This window comes from Enterobacter sp. RHBSTW-00994, from assembly GCF_013782625.1.
Classification (GTDB): Bacteria; Pseudomonadota; Gammaproteobacteria; order Enterobacterales; family Enterobacteriaceae; genus Enterobacter.
The window spans coordinates 1,639,214-1,658,314 of sequence record NZ_CP056199.1; the positions used below are offsets into that span (position 1 = coordinate 1,639,214).

Consider the following 19,101-nt stretch of genomic DNA (forward strand, 5'->3'; position numbering starts at 1 on the left):
TAACCAATTGTTTGCTTTTATCTAACATTAATAACAATTTTCAGGAGTGTGACATTGCGGTGTTATTCCACTAAATGATTTATCTGCAATTAAAATGCAGAAAATTGCATAAAGAGAGGGCTGCGAAGTAAACGATTGCGTTTTACGCGTCTTTTTTGCCGCAGGTCAATTCCCTTTCTTGAGACAATCGCAGATAATACGCCCCCGGTTTGCACACCGGGAATCCAGGAGAGTTCATGTACTACCCCTTCGTTCGTAAAGCCCTTTTCCAGCTCGATCCAGAGCGCGCTCATGAATTTACATTTCAGCAATTACGCCGTATCACGGGTACGCCACTGGAAGCACTGGTGCGTCAGAACGTGCCAGAAAAACCTGTGCAATGCATGGGACTGACCTTCAAAAACCCACTGGGTCTGGCGGCGGGTCTGGATAAAAATGGCGAGTGCATTGATGCACTGGGTGCGATGGGGTTCGGCTCCATCGAAATCGGGACGGTGACACCGCGTCCGCAACCAGGTAATGATAAACCGCGTTTGTTCCGTTTGGTGGAAGCCGAAGGGTTGATCAACCGGATGGGCTTTAATAACCTTGGTGTTGATCATCTGGTTGTGAACGTTAAAAAAGCACATTTTGACGGCGTGTTAGGCATCAATATTGGCAAGAATAAAGACACGCCAGTAGAGCAGGGCAAAGACGACTATCTGATTTGTATGGAAAAAGTCTACGCTTATGCCGGTTATATTGCGGTGAATATTTCCTCACCGAATACGCCGGGGCTGCGCTCTTTGCAATATGGTGAAGCACTGGACGATCTGCTGAGTGCCATTAAAAATAAACAAAATGAGCTGCAGGCGATCCACCATAAATATGTTCCTGTCGCGGTTAAGATCGCTCCGGATCTTTCTGTCGAAGAATTGATCCAGGTGGCAGATAGTTTAGTTCGGCATAATATCGATGGTGTTATTGCAACCAATACCACCCTCGATCGTTCCCTGGTTCAGGGAATGAAAAACTGTGACGAAACGGGTGGTTTGAGTGGTCGTCCGGTACAATTAAAAAGTACAGAAATTATTCGTGCTCTGTCTGCCGAATTAAAAGGACAGCTTCCCATTATTGGTGTGGGTGGAATTGATTCTGTCATTGCTGCACGTGAGAAGGTTGCTGCCGGAGCATCTCTGGTTCAGATCTATTCTGGCTTTATTTTTAAAGGCCCGCAGTTGATTAAAGAAATCGTCACTCATATCTAATCTTTTCTCGTAATCAGACAACCAGGGCTTTATTTCCAGCCCTGGTTGTTTTATATTCCGTCACTGTTGCTTATTTAGACATTATGGTCTTTTATTATTGATGTTATAAACGAAGCGACAATCAGGACATTTTTAGAACAGGATGTTTCGGGGACGGGAGAGACAAATGCGAATTAAACCTGACGATAACTGGCGCTGGTATTTTTGCGACGAACATGATCGCATGATGCTGGATTTAGCCAATGGCATGTTGTTTCGCTCTCGTTTTGCACGCCGTATGCTTACTCCGGATGCGTTCGCCCCTTCAGGCTTTTGCGTCGATGATGCTGCGCTTTATTTCTCATTTGAAGAGAAATGCCGTGACCTTGAGCTGTCTAAAGAACAGCGTGCTGAACTGGTGCTAAACGCCCTGGTTGCTATCCGTTTCCTTAAACCCCAGATGCCTAAAAGCTGGCATTTTCTGGCGCACGGTATCAGCTGGATGCCGGTGACAGGTGATGCTGCCAGTGTGAGTCTTAGCGATACGGCGGAAGAGGTGAGTTTGCTGGTGGTTGAACCCGGTGAAAATGCAGCCTTGTGTTTGCTGGCGCAACCCGGTGTGACGATTGCCGGACGCATGATGCAGTTGGGTGATGCGATTAAAGTGATGAATGACAGGCTGAAACCACAGCTACGCGCAGATGCTTTCAGCCTTGAGCAAGCTGTTTAAGGTGCTAGCTGTAATGACGTTTTAGGCACACAGCTACAACAAAGGATTGTACCATCGTCCCCAATGGCTGATTTCTTCAGCGCAGTGACTTCCCCTTCAACCAGCGTCACGCGGCAACACCCGCAGATCCCCGCGCGACATGAATACGGAACGCGAATACCTGCCTGTTCGAGTTGCTCAAGCAACACCTGCTGATTATTCCCGCGCAGCGTTTGCCCTTGCCACTGAAGCGTCACTGCACGTGTTGGGTGAACTTCCACCTTGACCGTTTCTTCTGTCACTCCGGTCCCATACGCTTTGCCAGGACCTGTTGCGAGGATCTCGACTTCATCACCCACGCGAATCATGCCGCTGTTACGCGGGATCAGATTCTGTCCAAAATCAACATCGCCGTTATCCTGCGCTGTCCGGAAAGATTGCAGTGTTTTAAGTGGCTCGCCGGACGGGTGTTTTTGGCCTTTCTCGGGGCTGACCGTGGTAAAGATGCAGCGACTACAGGGCTTCACTACATCAAAAATCACGCTACCGATACGAATGACTTTCCAGGTGTCCTCTTCCCACGCCTGTGCTCCTGTAACGACCAGGTTAGGACGGAACTGTTCCATTTGAACGCTCGCTTTGCATCGGTTTTGCACATCACGCAGAGATGCTTCACTGGTAAGCAGGAACGGGAATCCATCAGCGAAGGAGAGTGGAACCGCTTCATAGCGCTTCACTCGCCGGGTCAGTTCGGGGCCGACCCAACGTAGCTGGACGCTACGGGAGAAAAAGCCACTCAACCACTGATTGATCTCATCAGGCGCGATACGGGCAGTGAAATGGTTACCCCAGACTTCGGTCGGCGCATCGACAGGCGCAAAATCACTAAAGCGGACGACGACGCTGGAATCATCGGGGGCAGTCAGGTGTAAACCATCATACAAAGGGGATGGTGTAAAGCGCACCATTTGTGGAAACTGACGTGCCGTAATAAAGGTTCCGTCTGGTTCAGTTACCATGAAAATGCGATCAAAGGCGAAACCGCTGACGTCAGCAAGCGCATGAGTCAGGCCAATGCCGCGCATTGATTTGACCGGATGAATAAAAAGCCTGGATAACGTCACCACTGTTCATACCCTCGAACGAATGAAAATAAGCCCTCAACTTTATGACATACACTCCATATTAGCTATAATGCGCAGCAATTTTCTTAGAGTAATAAGTGACGATATGAATTCTCTGTTTGCCAGTACGGCCCGTGGGCTGGAAGAGCTGTTAAAAACTGAACTTGAAGGCCTGGGGGCGCAAGCCTGTCAGGTGGTTCAGGGTGGTGTCCACTTTGAGGGCGACACGCGGCTTATTTACCAGAGCCTGATGTGGAGTCGCCTGGCGTCGCGCATCATGCTGCCTCTGGGCGCATGTAAGGTGTATAGCGATCTTGACTTGTACCTTGGCGTACAGGCCATTGACTGGACAGAGATTTTTGCACCAGATGCAACTTTCGCCGTGCATTTTAGTGGGCTGAATGACGAAATTCGTAACAGCCAGTACGGTGCGCTGAAGGTAAAAGATGCGATTGTCGACAGCTTCACCCGTAAAAACCTGGAGCGTCCGAATGTCGATCGTGAAAATCCCGATCTGCGCATTAACGTGTGGCTCAACAAAGAAACGGCGAATATCTCCCTGGATCTGTGCGGAGAAGGTCTCCACCAGCGTGGTTACCGCGATCGTGCGGGTATCGCGCCGATCAAAGAGAACCTGGCAGCAGCAATAGTGATGCGTTCAGGCTGGCAGGCCGGTACACCTCTGCTCGATCCGATGTGTGGCTCTGGCACGTTACTCATTGAAGCGGCAATGCTGGCAACAGACCGGGCTCCGGGTCTGCATCGTGGACACTGGGGTTTTAGTGGATGGGCGCAGCATGACGAGGCCATCTGGAAAGAAGTCAAAGCCGAAGCGCAGGTTCGCGCTCGTAAAGGGCTGGCGGATTACACGTCGCATTTCTATGGTTCAGACAGTGATTCTCGGGTCATTGAGCGTGCGCGCAGCAACGCCCGTCGCGCAGGTATCGCCGATCTTGTCACCTTTGAGGTGAAGGATGTGGCGCAGCTCAGCAATCCTCTGCCAAAAGGCCCCTACGGAACGGTAATCAGTAACCCGCCGTACGGTGAACGTCTTGATAGTGAACCTGCGCTGATTGCCCTGCATAGCTTGTTGGGTCGCACGATGAAAGACGCTTTCGGTGGCTGGAATTTGTCACTGTTTAGTGCCTCCCCGGAGCTGCTGAGTTGCCTGCAACTGCGTGCTGAGCGTCAGTTCAAAGCCAAAAATGGTCCACTGGACTGCGTGCAGAAAAACTACCATCTGACGGAAAAAGAGGGTGATAGTAAGCCATCATCTGTGGCGGAAGATTATGCTAACCGCCTGCGTAAGAACCTGAAAAAATTTGAAAAATGGGCGAAGCAGGAAGGAATCGAATGCTACCGCTTATATGATGCAGACCTGCCAGAATATAACGTTGCCGTTGACCGCTATGCGGACTGGATTGTGGTGCAGGAGTATGCTCCACCAAAAACCGTTGATGCGCAGAAAGCACGTCAGCGTCTGTTAGATATTATTGCTGCCACTATCAGTGTGCTTGGTATTGCGCCAAACAAGCTGGTTCTGAAAACCCGTGAGCGCCAGAAAGGGAAAAATCAGTATCAGAAGATGGGTGAAAAAGGTGATTTTATCGAAGTGGGCGAATACAACGCTCGCCTTTGGGTCAACCTGACTGATTACCTGGATACAGGTCTGTTCCTTGACCACCGCATCGCACGTCGTATGTTGGGTCAGATGAGTAAAGGTAAAGATTTCCTTAACTTGTTCTCCTATACCGGCAGCGCCAGCGTGCATGCTGGGCTTGGTGGCGCACGCAGCACGACCACCGTGGATATGTCCCGCACGTATCTGGAGTGGGCAGAGCGCAACCTGCGTCTGAATGGGCTTACCGGTCGCCCACATCGTCTGCTTCAGGCGGATGTGCTGGGTTGGCTGCGTGAGACAGATGAGCAGTTTGATCTGATCTTCATCGACCCACCGACATTCTCTAACTCCAAGCGAATGGAAGATACCTTTGACGTCCAGCGCGATCATTTGCGTCTGATGACCGATCTAAAACGTCTGCTGCGTAAAGGCGGCACGATTATGTTCTCGAACAACAAACGCGGCTTCCGCATGGATAATGACGGGCTGGCAGCACTGGGATTGAAAGCACAAGAAATTAGCCAAAAAACGCTGTCTCAGGACTTTGCCCGTAATCGTCAAATCCACAACTGCTGGTTGATTACCGCAGTCTGAAAGGAAAAATAAATGTCACTAATTAGCATGCACGGCGCCTGGCTGTCTTTCAGCGATGCGCCCCTTCTCGATGATACTGAACTGCACATCGAAGATAATGAACGAGTCTGTCTGGTAGGCCGTAACGGTGCGGGTAAATCCACGCTGATGAAGATCCTTAACCGTGAGCAAGGTCTGGATGACGGACGTATTGTATACGAGCAGGATCTGATTGTTTCCCGCTTGCAGCAGGATCCGCCGCGCAATGTTGCGGGTAGCGTGTATGACTTTGTCGCAGAAGGGATCTCTGAACAGGCGGAATACCTGAAGAGTTATCACGACATCTCACATCTGGTGATGACCGATCCAAGCGAGAAAAACCTCAATGAGATGGCGCGCTTACAGGAACTGCTGGATCACCACGGACTGTGGCAACTGGAAAGCCGCATCACCGAGGTTCTGGAGCAGTTGGGCCTGGAAGCTGATATGGAACTGGCGTCTCTCTCTGGTGGCTGGTTGCGTAAAGCGGCACTGGGCCGCGCGCTGGTAAGTGGTCCGAAAGTGTTGCTGCTGGACGAGCCAACTAACCACCTGGACATTGAAGCTATCGACTGGCTGGAGGGGTTCCTGAAGACCTTTAACGGCACGATTATCTTTATCTCGCATGACCGTTCGTTTATTCGCAACATGGCGACCCGTATTGTCGATCTCGATCGCGGCAAGCTGGTCACCTATCCAGGTGATTACGATACGTATCTGCTGGAAAAAGAAGAGAACCTGCGCGTTGAAGAACTCCAGAATGCTGAGTTTGACCGCAAGCTGGCGCAAGAAGAAGTCTGGATCCGTCAGGGGATCAAAGCGCGTCGTACCCGTAATGAAGGCCGTGTCCGCGCCCTGAAAGCGATGCGTAATGAACGCAGTGCGCGCCGTGAAGTGATGGGCAGCGCGAAGATGCAGGTTGAAGAGGCGTCCCGCTCCGGAAAAATTGTCTTTGAAATGGAAGACGTTAACTATCAGGTGGACGGAAAAGTGTTGGTCAAAGACTTTTCTGCCCAGGTACAGCGTGGCGATAAAATTGCCCTGATTGGCCCTAACGGCTGCGGTAAAACTACGCTACTCAAACTGATGTTAGGCCAGTTACAGGCTGATAGCGGACGCGTGCATTGCGGCACGAAACTGGAAGTGGCGTACTTCGACCAACACCGTGCTGAGCTGGATCCGGACAGAACGGTGATGGACAACCTTGCCGAGGGTAAACAGGAAGTGATGGTGAACGGGAAGCCACGCCATGTACTGGGCTATTTGCAGGACTTCCTGTTCCATCCTAAACGTGCCATGACGCCTGTCCGTGCTTTATCCGGTGGTGAGCGTAACCGTCTTTTGCTGGCCCGTTTATTCCTGAAACCAAGTAACCTGTTGATTCTTGATGAACCGACGAACGATCTGGATGTCGAAACCCTGGAACTGCTGGAAGAGCTGATCGATGGTTATCAGGGTACGGTGATGCTGGTGAGTCACGATCGTCAGTTCGTTGACAACACCGTAACCGAGTGCTGGATTTTTGAAGGTGAAGGGCGTATTGGTCAGTACGTCGGCGGGTATCACGATGCACGCGGACAGCAATCTCAGTCGCTCATACAAAAACAGTCAAAACTCAAAGTGGGAACGGAACCTGTTGTCGCAAAAGCAGAAACTGTTAAAAAACCGACTGTGAAAATGAGCTATAACCTGCAACGCGAACTCGAAGGGCTGCCTCAGCGTCTTGAGGAGCTGGAAGCGTCACTCGAAGCTCTGCAAATTCAGGTAGCAGATGCCTCCTTCTTTACGCAGTCGCACGACTATACTCAGAAAATATTGGCAGAGCTTACCCAGGCTGAACAGGCACTGGAGGAAGCATTTGAACGCTGGGAGTACCTTGAGTCTCTGAAAAACGGCGTATAAACAGGGATAACATATGTGTGACCAGCACCATGCCGACCGGCATATATTATGCTCGCAATGCGATATGCTCGTGGCGCTGCCAGAGCTGGGTCACGGACATAAAGCTCTCTGCCCACGTTGTGGCGCTACGCTGACAACAGAGTGGGACGCGCCAAGGCAGCGTCCCACTGCTTATGCTATTGCTGCCTTGTTCATGTTGTTGCTCTCGAATCTCTTCCCCTTCATTTATATGAAGGTGGGAGGGATAACCAGCCAGGTTGATTTACTCGAAATACCTGGCGTGATGTTCTCAGAAAATTACGCCAGCCTGGGCACGTTTTTTCTCCTGTTCGTCCAGATTGTTCCGGCTTTTTGTCTGGTGGTGATCCTGCTGCTGGTTAATCGTGTGCGGATGCCTGCTGCTCTCAAAATAAAACTCGCGCGGATCCTGTTTCAGCTGAAAAGCTGGGGAATGGCGGAGATTTTTCTGGCGGGGATTCTGGTTAGTTTTGTGAAGCTAATGGCGTATGGCGATGTAGGAATCGGTAGCAGTTTTGTTCCCTGGTGCTTGTATTGTGTACTACAGTTACGGGCTTTTCAGTGCGTAGACAGACGTTGGGCGTGGGATGACATTGCGCCAGCACCGACATTCCCACAGACGGTAAAAGTGGGAGTGCCGGGGATCCGCCAGGGGCTACGTTCATGTTCCTGCTGTACCGCGGTTCTGCCTGCCGGGATGGATGTGTGCCCGCGCTGTGGCACAAGAGGTCATGTACGGCGTAAGAATAGTCTCCAGTGGACGATGGCCCTGCTGGTGACATCCATCATGCTTTATCTACCTGCCAACATATTGCCCATTATGATCACCGATTTGCTCGGCGATAAAATGCCATCAACAATTATGGCGGGTGTCATATTGTTATGGGGGGAAGGGTCGTATCCCGTAGCACTGGTGATTTTCATTGCCAGCATTATGGTTCCCACATTAAAAATGATCGCGATCGCCTGGCTTTGCTGGGATGCGAAGGGACACGGTAAGCGCGACAGTGAGCGCATGCACCTGATTTATGAAGTTGTTGAATTTGTCGGTCGCTGGTCAATGATTGATGTTTTTGTCATTGCCGTCCTGTCGGCGCTGGTGCGTATGGGAGGACTGATGAGTATTTATCCCGCTATGGGGGCGCTGATGTTTGCGCTGGTCGTTATTATGACCATGTTTGCGGCCATGACCTTCGACCCTCGTTTATCGTGGGATCGTGAGCCAGAGTCAAGCCATGAGGAAGAGTAAGAGCATGGAAAATAAGAGTGGAGAGGCTAAAGTGCAGAAGGTCAAAAACTGGTCTCCGGTATGGATCTTCCCAATCGTAACTGCACTGATTGGTGCATGGATACTGTTTTATCATTACAGTCACCAGGGGCCGGAAGTCACGCTTATCACCACAAATGCAGAGGGAATTGAAGGGGGTAAAACCACCATCAAAAGCCGTAGCGTAGATGTGGGGGTCGTGGAAACGGCAACCCTGACTGATGATTTGACCCATGTTGAAATCAAGGCTCGTCTGAATGCTGGAATGGAAAAACTGTTGCACAGTGATTCCGTATTCTGGGTTGTAAAACCACAGATTGGTCGTGAGGGTATCAGTGGTTTGGGGACGTTACTTTCCGGGGCTTACATTGAGCTGCAGCCGGGAAACAAGGGCAACGCACCCGGAAAATATAATCTTCTGGATTCACCGCCACTTGCTCCGCCGGATGCAAAAGGTATCCGCGTGATCCTCGACAGCAAAAAAGCCGGTCAGTTAACGGCGGGTGATCCCGTATTGTTCCGCGGCTATCGCGTTGGCTCTGTTGAGACGAGTTCGTTTGACCCGCAAAAAAGAACCATCAGTTATCAACTGTTTATCAATGCACCTAACGACCGGCTGGTGACCAGTAACGTCCGTTTCTGGAAAGACAGCGGGATCGCGGTGGATCTGACATCGGCAGGTATGCGTGTAGAAATGGGATCCTTAACCACGCTCTTTGGCGGTGGTGTAAGTTTTGATGTACCGGAAGGCATGGATCTCGGTCAGCCTGTTGCAGAAAAGACGCCGTTCAGGCTGTTTGATGATCAGAAAAGCATTCAGGATGCTCTCTATACCGATCACATTGACTACCTGATGTTCTTTAAAGACTCTGTTCGCGGTTTGCAGCCGGGAGCGCCTGTTGAGTTCCGTGGCATTCGTCTGGGGACCGTTGGGCAAGTTCCGTTCTTTGTTCCTGGACTTCGTCAGGTCCTGGATGATGATTACCGTATCCCTGTTCTGATCCGTATTGAACCTGAGCGTCTCATCAACCAGATTGGTGAAAATCAGGATATTGGCGCGCACATCACTGAATTAATGAACCGTGGCCTGCGCGGGTCGCTGAAAACCGGTAACCTGGTAACGGGGGCACTGTATGTGGATATGGACTTCTATCCGAAAGCACCTGCAATTACCGGTATCCGCGAATTTGGCGGCTACAAGATTATCCCAACTGTGAGTAGCGGCCTTGCGCAGATCCAGCAGCGTCTTATGGAAACACTGGATAAGATTAATAATCTGCCACTGAATCCGATGATTGAAGCCGCAACAAGCTCGCTGAGTGAGAGCCAGGCGACGATGCGCCGTCTGCAGACCACGCTGGATAATATCAACAAGATCACTGCAAGCCAGTCTATGCAGCAATTGCCGCAGGATATGCAGAAAACATTGCGCGAGCTGAATCGCAGTATGCAGGGCTTCCAGCCGGGCTCGGCTGCCTATAACAAGATGGTGGCAGATATGCAACGTCTTGATCAGGTTTTACGTGAACTGCAGCCTGTGCTTAAAACGCTCAATGAGAAGAGCAATGCGCTGGTGTTTGAAGCGAAAGACAAAAAGGATCCTGAGCCGAAGAGGGCAAAAGAATGAAAAAGTGGCTATTGATTGTTGGCGCTCTGTTTTTAACGGCCTGCAGTTCTGGTGTCGAAAATAAGAGTTACTATCAGTTGCCCCTCTCGACGCAGACAGGGGGGCAAAGCACGGCCAGCCAGGGTAATCGCCTGCTATGGGTAGAGCAAGTCGCTGTGCCTGATTATCTCGCCGGTAATGGTGTGGTCTATCAGACCAGCGATGTGCAGTACGTTATTGCCACGAATAACCTGTGGGCCAGCCCGCTTGACCAGCAGTTGCGTAATACGCTGGTTGCCAATCTTGGGAGCCAGCTCCCAGGCTGGGTTGTCGCCTCACAGCCTCTGGGAAGTGATCAGGACACCCTGAATGTTACCGTGACAGGATTCCATGGCCGCTATGATGGCAAAGTGGTGATAAGCGGTGAATGGCTATTAAACCATCAGGGGCAGTTGATTAAACGTCCTTTCCATCTTGAGTTGAAACAGCAAAAAGATGGATACGACGAGATGGTGAAAGTGTTAGCGCAAGGGTGGGCGCAAGAATCGGCCAGTATCGCTCGTGAGATTTCGCCGCTTCCATAAGTAAAATTCATCGACATAAGGCGCGGTCAGCAACACGCTGATTGCGCTTTTTTTTTCGTTTTGACTTCAGCTTGTTACCTGTGCCGCGTCACATTTTTTGTACAAATGGTTTTTTGTATAGCTCACAAATATGACACTGGCGTGAATTTTGCGCATTGACGCTGAGAGTGATTCGGGTTATTCGTTATCTGTGGTTGCACATTTTGCAGCCACTGTTTTCTTTCCACCAGACCAAAGAATGAGGGAAACGAGGCATGAAGAGACAGAAACGAGATCGCCTGGAACGGGCTCATCAACGTGGTTATCAGGCGGGCATCGCCGGACGCTCAAAAGAAATGTGTCCTTATCAGACGATAAATCAAAGGTCACAATGGTTGGGAGGCTGGCGAGAAGCCATCGGAGACAGGGTAATTCTTGCTTGATGACGTCTCTTTAGAAACAGAAACCTCCGCAATGCGGAGGTTTCGCCTTTTCTGGTGATGTAAAACAGAAAAGTAATTAGAAAGCAGACGTATCCTGGAACAAGCCAACTTTCAGATCGTTTGCGGTGTAAATCAGGCGGCCATCAACCAGCACTTCGCCATCCGCCAGGCCCATAATAAGACGACGGTTAACAATGCGTTTGAAGTGAATACGGTAGGTGACTTTCTTCGCAGAAGGCAGAACCTGACCGGTGAATTTCACTTCACCTACACCCAGTGCGCGGCCTTTGCCTTCGCCGCCGAGCCAGCCCAGATAGAAGCCAACCAACTGCCACATTGCATCAAGGCCCAGGCAACCTGGCATTACCGGATCGCCAATAAAGTGGCAACCGAAGAACCACAGGTCCGGATTGATATCGAGTTCCGCTTCTACGTAGCCCTTATCGAAATTGCCGCCTGTTTCGGTCATTTTCACGACACGGTCCATCATCAGCATGCTCGGAGCCGGTAACTGTGGGCCTTTAGCGCCAAACAGTTCACCGCGACCAGAGGCAAGAAGGTCTTCTTTTGTATAGGATTCGCGTTTATCTACCATGTTCTCAGTAAGCCTTATTTTAGTGAAGCACGCAGGATAGCTAACACGTGTACGCTGAACAAGTCCGATCAGTTCGGATTAAACCAGCCTAGCCAGCGTAACGGCCATGGATAACGATGACGAGCGTCCTGCTGTGTTGCCTGAGCGATACGTTCCTGTATCGTCTGCATCAATGTTGTTTGACCTTCACCATCCCATACCAGATTAGTCAGTAAAGGAAGAGCATCCTCAATGCCTTCAATGGCCCAGATAGCGAATTGCTCCTGTTCCACGGCGTTAAGAAGCTCCTGGCTCAGACTCAAGTGGCGAGCGTTGGCCGCAGGGACAATGACACCCTGTTTGCCATTAAGACCACGTTGCTGGCAGATAGAGAAGAAACCTTCAATTTTTTCATTCAGCCCGCCAACAGGCTGCGCACGACCAAATTGATCGACGGAACCAGTGATGGCGATATTCTGGTTGATTGGCACTTCAGCCAGGGCGCTGATGAGCGCGCACAGCTCAGCCATTGAGGCGCTGTCACCATCGACTTCACTGTAGGACTGCTCAAAAGTCAGTGAAGCAGAGAAGGGGATTTGCTGCTCAAGTTGCAGCTCCGACATCAGGAACGCCTGCATGATCATCATGCCTTTAGCATGAATATTGCCGCCAAGTTCTGCTTTACGTTCGATGTCTGTAAATTCACCGTCACCAACATGCACGACGCAACTGATACGTGAAGGTTCACCAAACGCACGAGGATGGCCTGGGAACTCAATGACCGACAGGGCATTGATTTGGCCGATGCGCTCGCCTTCGGTTTCTACCAGAATCTGTTCGAGCAGAATTTCATCCTGCATACGATCAGCGAGATAGCCTTCACGCCACTCGCGCTGTGCAAGCATTTGGGTAAGCTGCTCCCCTGTAAAGGAGCCTTCTCCGCTTATGACTCCCACTTCGCGAAGTTGTTTGCTGATCCACAGTGGGCAAAGCGGCAATGTTTCCTGATCGCCTGTATAGCGGACTGCCTCACGAATTAAGCCAGGCCAGGCGTCAGTCGCCGGTGTCGGTAATTGATAGCGTGTTGCAACGGACATCACCCATTGACACCACTGGGCCATATCATCACCGTCGGCAATCTGAAGATTGTCTTCGTATTCGGTGTAGACGGCGAGATCGGCTAGTTCTGGCTCCATCTCCTGAAAATCGGCCAGCGATTCACGATCGCCTGTCAGTACCACTGTGAGTGACAACGGCATTGATGGGATAGCAACGGGTAATGGGCGAGACTCATCATATCCGACCCAGTCAAAACGTTGCTGGCTGACAATCGTTTTCAGGCGCATCCATAGCAGCGGTTGGGCAAGAAGCGTGCGCAGAGCGATGATTAGCACACCACCGTTCGCTCGATGTACGAGACCAGGCTGCAGTGATAATTCGCCGTTGAACTGGCGCAGACAGCCAAACAGTTGTTCAGCTTCGACCCAATTAGCGGTGATCACTTCGCCTTTTGCCGCAAAGCGGTCATCAGCCTGCAAAGCGGGTTCGAAAGTAACATCACGCCCAGCGATACGATATTGACCACCATAGACTGAGTCCGTTTCTGGCTGCAACTGACGCATTGCATCACCCAGAAGTGTCAGGTACTCGGCTTCTTCCGGAGCTTTGAGCAGCATGAAAGGAGATGTTGCCCATGGGCTTAACACCTGCTCCAGCGCATAATGCAAACGTGGTTGTGTCTCGCTGAGTATGAATTCGTTTTCTTTGGTGAGTTCTGGCTGTGCAAACAGTTCCTGATAGCTCTCGGTATCTGGAACCAGGTCACGCCATGCAAGTTTCGTAATGGTCAAAGTTGATGTTTTTTAGTCAGATGTAAAACCGTGGAGTATACCGTAAGCGGTGGATTCTGCCCATGCGGTATTCTGCATTTCCGGCAGCGAAAGCACCGTATCGATTCACAGGATATGATTTCTTTTCAGCAGATTGCCAAAAAACTGATATTCTGAACAGAGTTACGTGGTAACACTGAGAACGCAATGAAATATCAACAACTGGAAAACCTCGAAAGCGGATGGAAATGGAAGTACCTGGTCAAAAAGCATCGTGAAGGCGAGCTGATCACCTGCTATATCGAAGCCAGCGCGGCGAAAGACGCAGTGGATATTTTGCTGACCTTAGAAAATGAACCGGTGAAGGTTAATAGCTGGATAGAGAAGCATATCAATCCGGCGTTACTGAACCGGATGAAGCAAACTATCCGCGCTCGCCGTAAACGGCATTTTAATGCTGAGCATCAGCATACCCGCAAAAAGTCTATCGATCTGGAGTTTATGGTCTGGCAGCGACTGGCAGGGCTTGCTCAGCGGCGTGGAAAAACACTATCTGAAACGATTGTGCAACTGATTGAAGATGCCGAGCACAAAGAAAAGTATGCGAGCCAGATGTCGACACTGAAGAACGATTTACAGGCGCTGCTGGGTAAAAAATAGCGTTTCACTTTTCTTTGGACAATAAAAAACCCCGCTATGCGGGGTTTTTTTTAAAGACGATAACTTATGCCGCTGGCTGAGTTACAACGTCTTTGATGCCTTTAACTTCGATCTCAACGCGACGATCTGGAGCCAGGCAATCGATCAGTGCAGCGCGAGCTTTCACGTTGTCACAGGTAGAACCGGTAACTGGGTTAGATTTACCCATACCACGTGGAGAGATCTTGTTAGCTGGGATACCTTTAGAGATCAGGTAATCAACAACAGACTGAGCACGTTTTTCAGACAGATTCTGGTTGTAAGCGTCAGAACCGATACGGTCAGTGAAGCCCAGAACTACTACAGAACCATCTTTAGGATCCAGGTTGCTCAGCTGAGAGTACAGCTGATCAAGCGCCTGCTGACCTTCTGGTTTCAGAGTTGCTTTGTTGAAGTTGAACAGAACGTCAGACTTCAGAGTGAAGTGCTTGGTCTGTACTTCTGGAGCTGGAGCTGGAGCCGGAGCAACTACTGGCGCTGCTTCTTCCTGCTGGCCGAAACGGTAGGAAACACCTACGCTCAGCATGCCGTTGTCTGGACGAACACCAACGGTGTTGCCGTCGCCAATGTTGTTAACCCACTGGTATTCCAGACGAGTAGCGATATCACGGGTCACAGCCCACTCAACACCACCAGCGAATACTGGGGAAACACCAGTGTCGTGGTTGTCACCAGCAATGTTGTTGCTGGAGTCAGCGCGCCATACCATGCCGCCCAGACGGGTGTACACGTCCAGATCGTCAGTTACTGGGTAACCCAGTTTAGCGGTCAGCTGAACGCCTTGAGCTTTGAAAGCGCCATTTACGGTGTCGCCTTTGTATGGCATACGACCTAACCAGTCGTAACCCATTTCAAAACCAACATACGGGTTAACCTGATAGCCACCGAACGCACCTGCACCGAGCTGGCTTTCGTGAGTTGGGCCGTCGTTGTTCAGGGAGCTGTTGTACCAGCCAGTGTCATGGAACTGAGACCAGCCCAGTTTACCACCTGCATACCAGGTATTATCTTTCGGAGCGGCCTGCGCTACGGTAGCGAAGCCAGCCAGTGCCACTGCAATCGCGATAGCTGTCTTTTTCATTTTTTGCGCCTCGTTATCATCCAAAATTTGCCATGAAAATCTCAAGGAGAAATCACGGTTAAATCCTTCACCTGGGGGCGTGGTCAAATATAAGTCTACCGATATCTTCGGCTTAGGCCGAGCACCCCTGGCGATGTAAAGTCTACAACGTAGCTAGAAACTTACAAGTGTGAACTCCGTCAGGCATATGAAAAAAAAAGTTCCGTATACCTATTATTTAACATTTTTTGAACGGATTTTGTGCAGTAAAATTAATGAGAACCGCACCAGACAAGCCTTGCCGCAGTTTTACCGCATTGAACTAATTGCGCGTCTTGTGGTCGAAAAAAATTCCAGGAAAAATCTCAATTTTACTCAATGATACAAATTAGAGTGAATTTTTAGCCCAGACAGGTGTCCTTTGCCGTGAGGAACAGGGCGAATAGGTCTCATGATAAAACCGATCGCATCACCTTCTTCTGCAGCTTCAGCCAGCCGATAATGTTCTTCTTCCGTCAATTCTTCCGGCAACCAGCCAATTACCACACTGTAGTTTCCGGTACGTAATGCCCGGATCATCGACTCAACTGTATCGCACGGCGAGAGTTGATTAATCTGCATCACCTTTGTCAGCGGGAGTCCTGCTGATTGAACCCATTCGCGGCTCAATTTTTGCTGGGGTGTTAGCCAAAGCTGCCAGCGAGATTGTTGACCAAGCTGCTGCAATAACGGCAGCAATAAGAGTTGCGTTAACAGGGGCTGGTCTTCACGGTAAACCACTTCGCTGATAAGCCCTGTTGAAACGCGCTCGACGGATTTCTGCGCGACATTGCCTGCGGTAGAAGAGAAAGATGTTGAGCGATTTGCATAGCCTGAAGTGTACATAATCATTCCAGCCCTGTAGTTACTGTATGAATATACAGTAACTCCTGTGTGCCTAAAGATCAACCTCATTTTCGGAAAGCAACTCGCAAATTTTGTTTGTTGTTGGCATGTTGTGAAAAATCATCTTGCTCAAGAAGAAGAAGTTGCCTATTTTTCTGCTACTGGATCCGGTAGTAAGAAAAAGCGTTGTTACTTGATGATTTTAAAGGGAAATATCATGAAAAAGATATCTTATGAACGGATTTATAAATCACAGGAATATCTCTCCTCGTTAGGCGATATCCAGCATCGTGCACTTTTTGGCGGTTATACCCTTGCGGTTGACGATGCCGTATTTGCCATGGTTTCCGAGGGTGAGCTCTATCTTCGCGCCTGTGAGCAAAGCACCAGGTACTGTGTAAAGCACTCTTCTTCTTTTCTGACTTTATTGAAACGGGGGCGTCCAGTCCTTCTCAATTATTACCGGGTGGATGAGGGGCTCTGGCAGGACAGGGAAAGGTTACTTCAGCTCTCTTCCTTTGCACTGGAATCGGCAAGGAAGGAGCGACATCAGCGACATCAACGAAACCGACTGAAAGATCTTCCGAACCTGACGTTTCAGATCGAAGTACTGCTCTATGAAGCGGGTATCACAAATGAAGAAACGCTACGAGGGCTTGGTGCAAAGACAAGCTGGCTGAAAATAAGAAAGAACAACAAACAACTGGGTATTAAAGTGCTGTTTGCGCTGGAAGGTGCAATCGAGGGGCTGCATGAAGCGGCGCTCCCGACGCCTATTCGCCGGGAGCTAACAGAATGGTTTAATGCGCTGACTGAGCCACGTGAGAACCATTCCGCCAGGTAGCAATTTGCTGCTGCAGTCGGCAAATTTCCGGCAGCAAAGCAATAAGCAGGCCGACTTGCTGGAGGACCAGTGGCGCTTTGTTGTCGGAGCCAGGATCCAGGTGAGCAATACGTTGAGCAAGTTCGTCCAGAGACTGTTGAACTCGTGGCTCATCTGATGGGCGGTGGTGCAGGGCATCGTCAACGTAACATACCGCATCATCCAGCAGGGTAAGGATGCCGGGGTTGGTCAGCTTCTCACGGTGCGCACCCAGTGTAGAGATATAGCTTGTGAATGTGTGGTTGAGACACAAAAGACGAAATGCGGTTTCCCGTATCTCAGTTGTTGCTCGTGGCTCCGTTGACATATTGGATACAACCGAAGCTAATTCTGCATCACTGTTATGCGCATCGCGCCGGGCGATACGATAGGCCAGACGGTTATCACGTCCCTGATGGTACTGCTCAAGAATGGCATCAAGGTATCGACAGTTGGCATTCATTGCCCGATCCAGCACGCGTGGTAAATTGCGAAAGCGCCAGTCAGGCCAGATAAAACTCACAGCCGCCCAGGCAATAGCACAGCCAATAAGGGTATCGATGACGCGGGGAAGTGCGACTTCAAACCCTTCCCCTAGCAGGTTGAAGCACAGTAATACCAGCAGTGTGATGAACATGGTCGCATGTGCATACTGCACATTACGGAATGCGAAGAAGAGTACGCCAGTAATCACAATAAGGATGAGTTGCCCTTCGAGTGAGGGAACGAAATACAGCAAGGGTAATCCGACGGCAACCCCCACCAGTGTCCCGATGATTCTCAGCGCCAGTCGGTGGCGCGTGGCGTTATAGTTTGGCTGGCAGACAAACAGACTGGTTAGCAGTATCCAGTAACCATGGTGCAATCCGGTGATCTGGATAAAGGCGTAGCCTACACAGAGCACGAGTGACATCCTGACCGCATGGCGGAATAACGCGGATTCTGGCGTAAAGTTGCGGCTCAAACGCAACCACATATCGCTAAAGCTGTGCACGCTATCATCAGCCAACTGGTTTTCTGCGTCGTTTCCTGGCATTGCCATTGCTTGTTCGGACTCAATGGTCGCCAGTTGGGCATCAATCGCACGCAAATTATTGAGCAGGAAACCCAGGGCTTTTATTTGCTCCGGAGATGTTCCGCTGGCCTGAACGCGGTCGAGTGCTGCGTCAAGATGGCTGAAGGCTCGCTCGAAGCGCGAGTCGTGCTGATAGGGCGTGCGCAACAAAATGGACCTTGCCAGTTGCTGACAAGCCTGAGATTGCATTGAGAGTAAGCGCTGGAAGCGGAACATAACATCGCTATAGCGAAACTTCTCACGCAGGGCGGCGTACTGAACGTGTGATGAACTTGCACGTTCATGAATATCCTGTGCAGCAAAGTAGTAATGTAATGTGCGGCGCGTCCCTCGCTGTCCACGATCGCCGCGCAGGCGCGTGAGCAGGGAGGCTTTCGTCTGATTTAACATCGCGACAAGCTGCCCGTTTGCCAGGGCGAGATCGTAAAGCGGGGCCTGGCTCTCTTCTTCTATATCCGGGTCAAATAACCGGGATTTGAGCTCCAGGTATTGGGCCAACAGTTCGTAGCTGCGGGCGAGGTTATCCTGCAATGCCCGAACCGGAAAAATAAGATGCCCGGTTAGCGTGAGCAGGTTGTACCAGATTGCACCCAGCAACAGCAGCAGAGGCTGTTGATACCACTGGTCATAGAGTGACACGCCCAGCATGGTATAGATAGCAATCAGTAGTGCACCAAACGCGATGGTGGCATAACGCTGGCCCAGCCCGCCCAGCAGAATAAAACCGCTGGTGGAGAGTGTCAGTCCCAACGCGAACAGCCATGGCCACGGGAACAGCAGTTCGACCGATGAAGAGGCGATGAAAAAACAGAGTAATGTAATAACCAGATTTCGCAGACGTCCGGTCAGGCGATCGTCCAGATCGGCCAGCGCCCCGGCAACAACGCCAAGGGTGAGTGGGATGGTCAGTTTGACGTCATTCAACCACCAGGGCAGGGCGACAGTACCGCACAGTGCGATAAAAATCCTGGCGTTATAAAGCCAGGTGCTGTTCCATGTATAGCGGCGAAATAATGGGCTTAGCAT

The 19,101-nt window shown here is 50.5% G+C and carries 16 protein-coding genes; 10 read left to right on the forward strand and 6 right to left on the reverse strand.

The features are described from left to right. Nucleotides 1-236: 236 nt before the first annotated feature. The gene (gene pyrD, locus HV346_RS07645) at nucleotides 237-1,247 is read left to right on the forward strand and encodes a quinone-dependent dihydroorotate dehydrogenase (RefSeq protein ID WP_181622927.1); all 1,011 of its coding nucleotides are present in this window, start codon (nucleotides 237-239) and stop codon (nucleotides 1,245-1,247) included. Between the two features lie 166 nt (nucleotides 1,248-1,413). Continuing rightward, nucleotides 1,414-1,956 carry a cell division protein ZapC gene (zapC, locus tag HV346_RS07650; RefSeq protein WP_181622928.1) on the forward strand — a complete coding sequence of 181 codons (543 nt, stop codon included), beginning with the start codon at nucleotides 1,414-1,416 and terminating at the stop codon, nucleotides 1,954-1,956. On the opposite strand, the gene HV346_RS07655 is transcribed toward zapC, so the two are convergent. Further along, a complete protein-coding gene (locus tag HV346_RS07655) occupies nucleotides 1,953-3,062 on the reverse strand; it encodes a YcbX family protein (protein ID WP_181622929.1) in 1,110 nt (369 codons plus the stop codon). The genes zapC and HV346_RS07655 overlap by 4 nt on opposite strands. Before the next feature lie 103 nt (nucleotides 3,063-3,165). Between HV346_RS07655 and rlmKL the strand changes: the two genes are divergently transcribed. The 6 genes from rlmKL (at nucleotide 3,166) to rmf (ending at nucleotide 11,091) form a co-directional block, all read left to right on the forward strand. Beyond that, nucleotides 3,166-5,274: a bifunctional 23S rRNA (guanine(2069)-N(7))-methyltransferase RlmK/23S rRNA (guanine(2445)-N(2))-methyltransferase RlmL gene (gene rlmKL / locus HV346_RS07660; RefSeq protein ID WP_181622930.1), complete on the forward strand. Its 2,109-nt coding sequence runs from the start codon at nucleotides 3,166-3,168 to the stop codon at nucleotides 5,272-5,274. Between the two features lie 12 nt (nucleotides 5,275-5,286). Beyond that, nucleotides 5,287-7,194, forward strand: coding sequence for an ABC transporter ATP-binding protein (locus tag HV346_RS07665; protein WP_181622931.1), 1,908 nt, complete (start codon nucleotides 5,287-5,289; stop codon nucleotides 7,192-7,194). A gap of 13 nt (nucleotides 7,195-7,207) precedes the next feature. Next, entirely contained in the window at nucleotides 7,208-8,461 is a 1,254-nt protein-coding gene (gene pqiA / locus HV346_RS07670) for a membrane integrity-associated transporter subunit PqiA (protein WP_181622932.1), read from the forward strand. Nucleotides 8,462-8,465: 4 nt separating this feature from the next. Next, nucleotides 8,466-10,106 carry an intermembrane transport protein PqiB gene (gene pqiB, locus HV346_RS07675; RefSeq protein ID WP_181622933.1) on the forward strand — a complete coding sequence of 547 codons (1,641 nt, stop codon included), beginning with the start codon at nucleotides 8,466-8,468 and terminating at the stop codon, nucleotides 10,104-10,106. Next, nucleotides 10,103-10,669, forward strand: a complete 567-nt coding sequence (gene pqiC, locus HV346_RS07680; protein ID WP_181622934.1) for a membrane integrity-associated transporter subunit PqiC — start codon at nucleotides 10,103-10,105, stop codon at nucleotides 10,667-10,669. Before pqiB ends, pqiC begins: the two co-directional genes overlap by 4 nt. A gap of 254 nt (nucleotides 10,670-10,923) precedes the next feature. Continuing rightward, nucleotides 10,924-11,091 carry a ribosome modulation factor gene (gene rmf, locus HV346_RS07685; RefSeq protein WP_181622935.1) on the forward strand — a complete coding sequence of 56 codons (168 nt, stop codon included), beginning with the start codon at nucleotides 10,924-10,926 and terminating at the stop codon, nucleotides 11,089-11,091. 76 nt (nucleotides 11,092-11,167) lie between these two features. Here rmf and fabA read toward each other — a convergent pair whose 3' ends face one another. Together fabA and HV346_RS07695 are read right to left on the reverse strand one after the other, a co-directional pair. After that, nucleotides 11,168-11,686 (reverse strand): bifunctional 3-hydroxydecanoyl-ACP dehydratase/trans-2-decenoyl-ACP isomerase, encoded by a 519-nt coding sequence (fabA, locus tag HV346_RS07690; RefSeq protein ID WP_042319996.1) that lies wholly within the window; start codon nucleotides 11,684-11,686, stop codon nucleotides 11,168-11,170. Nucleotides 11,687-11,754: 68 nt separating this feature from the next. Beyond that, the gene (locus HV346_RS07695; protein ID WP_181622936.1) at nucleotides 11,755-13,515 is read right to left on the reverse strand and encodes a Lon protease family protein; all 1,761 of its coding nucleotides are present in this window, start codon (nucleotides 13,513-13,515) and stop codon (nucleotides 11,755-11,757) included. Nucleotides 13,516-13,701: 186 nt separating this feature from the next. Here HV346_RS07695 and matP point away from each other — a divergent pair, with 186 nt between their 5' ends. Beyond that, on the forward strand, nucleotides 13,702-14,154 hold the full coding sequence (matP, locus tag HV346_RS07700) for a macrodomain Ter protein MatP (protein ID WP_181622937.1): 453 nt from the start codon (nucleotides 13,702-13,704) through the stop codon (nucleotides 14,152-14,154). Nucleotides 14,155-14,218: 64 nt separating this feature from the next. On the opposite strand, the gene ompA is transcribed toward matP, so the two are convergent. Together ompA and sulA are read right to left on the reverse strand one after the other, a co-directional pair. Then, nucleotides 14,219-15,274, reverse strand: a complete 1,056-nt coding sequence (gene ompA / locus HV346_RS07705; RefSeq protein ID WP_181622938.1) for a porin OmpA — start codon at nucleotides 15,272-15,274, stop codon at nucleotides 14,219-14,221. Nucleotides 15,275-15,628: 354 nt separating this feature from the next. Further along, the gene (sulA, locus tag HV346_RS07710) at nucleotides 15,629-16,138 is read right to left on the reverse strand and encodes an SOS-induced cell division inhibitor SulA (protein WP_181622939.1); all 510 of its coding nucleotides are present in this window, start codon (nucleotides 16,136-16,138) and stop codon (nucleotides 15,629-15,631) included. A gap of 217 nt (nucleotides 16,139-16,355) precedes the next feature. Here sulA and HV346_RS07715 point away from each other — a divergent pair, with 217 nt between their 5' ends. Next, nucleotides 16,356-16,982 (forward strand): TfoX/Sxy family DNA transformation protein, encoded by a 627-nt coding sequence (locus HV346_RS07715; RefSeq protein ID WP_181623718.1) that lies wholly within the window; start codon nucleotides 16,356-16,358, stop codon nucleotides 16,980-16,982. Here the strand turns inward: HV346_RS07715 and yccS are convergent. Beyond that, nucleotides 16,939-19,101 carry a YccS family putative transporter gene (yccS, locus tag HV346_RS07720; protein WP_181622940.1) on the reverse strand — a complete coding sequence of 721 codons (2,163 nt, stop codon included), beginning with the start codon at nucleotides 19,099-19,101 and terminating at the stop codon, nucleotides 16,939-16,941. The genes HV346_RS07715 and yccS overlap by 44 nt on opposite strands.